Raw genomic sequence first — 2,142 nt, forward strand, 5'->3', positions numbered from 1 at the left:
GGCGGTGTGTCGGTGCTCCAGCCCGGGCAGCGTCCGGAGCCGGGCGGTGTGTCGGTGCTCCAGCCCGGGCAGCGTCCGGAGCCGGCGCTGATCGCGGAGCTGTCGCGGCGGCACGGGGTGACGATGCTCCAGCTGTCGGCGAGCCTGTTCAACTTCCTGGTGGACGAGCATCCCGAGGCGTTCGAGACGGTCACGGTCGCGTTCACCGGTGGCGAGGCCGCGTCCCCCGCTCATGTCCACAAGCTCCAGGGCCTGGTGCCCGGGATCGAGGTGGTCAACGGGTACGGTCCGGCCGAGTCGATGGGCTTCACCACCACCCACGCCATCCCGCGCGGCGACGTTCCGCCCGCCCTGGTGCCCGTGGGGGTGCCGCTGGTCAACAAGGGCGCCTACATCCTCGATCCGTATCTGAACCTGTGCCCGCCCGGTGTGACGGGCGAGCTCTACCTCGCCGGCGAGGGCCTGGCCCACGGCTACCTCGGCCGCCCCGACCTGACCGCGACCCGCTTCGTGCCCGACCCGTACGGCACCAAGGGCGCCCGCCTCTACCGGACCGGTGACCTGGCGCGGTTCGACACCGGGGGCCGGATCGTCTACGAGGGGCGGGCGGACGACCAGATCAAGATCCGCGGCTTCCGTGTCGAGCCGGGGGAGACGGAGGCGGCGCTGCTGGGGCATCCGGCGGTGACGCAGGCGGTGGTGACGGTGCATGAGCGGCGGCTGGCCGCCTATGTGGTGCTGGATGCGGTGGCCGAGCCGGAGGAGATCCGCCGGCACACCGCCGACCGGCTCCCGGACCACCTGGTGCCCACCTTCCTCACCGTGCTGGAGCGGATGCCGCTGACGCCGAACGGCAAGGTGGACAAGCGGGCCCTGCCCGAGCCGGCCCCCCTCGCCACCGGCGGACGCGCCCCGCGCACCCCGCTGGAGGAGACGCTGCTCGCCCTCTTCCGGGGCACCCTCGCCACCACCGCCACCCTCACCGTCGACGACGACTTCTTCCACCACGGCGGTCATTCGCTGCTGGCGGCGCGGCTGGTGAATCGGGTGGCCGAGGCGCTGGGTGTCCGCCTCACGATCCGGGACGTGTTCGCGCGTCCGMCGGTGGCGAGGGGGGCCGGCTCGGGCAGGGCCCGCTTGTCCACCTTGCCGTTCGGCGTCAGCGGCATCCGCTCCAGCACGGTGAGGAAGGTGGGCACCAGGTCATCACCCACCTCGTCACCACCACCGGCCTCGCGCAACGCGTCGACGGCCCCTGGGCCGTGCACACCGCGGCACGGGGAGACCTCCTCACCCGGCGCGCGGACAACCTCGGCGTCCCCGTCGGCCCCGAGGACTCCGCCTGCCTGATGTTCACGTCGGGGTCGACGGGACGGCCGAAGGGGATCCTGTCGTCGCACCGGAATCTGGTGTCGACGGTGAGTGGTCAGTCCTACGGCCGGTTCGGGACGGGTGAGGTGTTCCTGCAGTGCTCGCCGGTGTCCTGGGACGCGTTCAGTCTGGAGTTCTGGGGGGCGCTGCTGCACGGCGGTGTGTCGGTGCTCCAGCCCGGGCAGCGTCCGGAGCCGGCGCTGATCGCGGAGCTGTCGCGGCGGCACGGGGTGACGATGCTCCAGCTGTCGGCGAGCACTGCAGGAACACCTCACCCGTCCCGAACCGGCCGTAGGACTGACCACTCACCGTCGACACCAGATTCCGGTGCGACGACAGGATCCCCTTCGGCCGTCCCGTCGACCCCGACGTGAACATCAGGCAGGCGGAGTCCTCGGGGCCGACGGGGACGCCGAGGTTGTCCGCGCGCCGGGTGAGGAGGTCTCCCCGTGCCGCGGTGTGCACGGCCCAGGGGCCGTCGACGCGTTGCGCGAGGCCGGTGGTGGTGACGAGGTGGGTGATGCCGGCGTCGGTGGCGGCCGAGCGCAGCCGCTCGTCGGGGAAGTCCGGGTCGAGCAGGGTGTATCCCGCGCCGGTCTTCACCACCGCCACCACCGCCGTCGCGAAGTCGGCGCCGCGCTCCAGCAGCACACCCGCCAGATCACCCCGGCCCAGCCCGTGGGACCGCAGATGACGGGCCAACCGGTTGGCGGACGCGTTCAGTTCGGCATAGGACACCGCCCTCTCGCCGTCGACCAGCGCGGTCCGCTC

Annotated in this window: 2 protein-coding genes and 1 pseudogene; 2 read left to right on the forward strand and 1 reads right to left on the reverse strand. The window is 72.6% G+C overall.

Annotated elements, in window-relative coordinates:
* Positions 1-1,350 (forward strand): non-ribosomal peptide synthetase (locus EAO77_RS00195; protein ID WP_222723637.1); only part of this gene is annotated, 1,350 nt, incomplete at its 5' end.
* Positions 1,350-1,559: pseudogene (locus EAO77_RS00200) on the forward strand (AMP-binding protein); the annotation flags it as partial. The gene EAO77_RS00195 and the pseudogene EAO77_RS00200, both read left to right, overlap by 1 nt.
* Here the strand turns inward: EAO77_RS00200 and EAO77_RS00205 are convergent.
* Positions 1,495-2,142, reverse strand: a 648-nt coding sequence (locus EAO77_RS00205) for an AMP-binding protein (RefSeq protein WP_261993727.1), incomplete at its 5' end; no start/stop codon positions are given. The pseudogene EAO77_RS00200 and the gene EAO77_RS00205 overlap by 65 nt on opposite strands.

The sequence above is a fragment of the Streptomyces sp. T39 genome, assembly GCF_008042045.1.
Classification (GTDB): Bacteria; Actinomycetota; Actinomycetes; order Streptomycetales; family Streptomycetaceae; genus Streptomyces.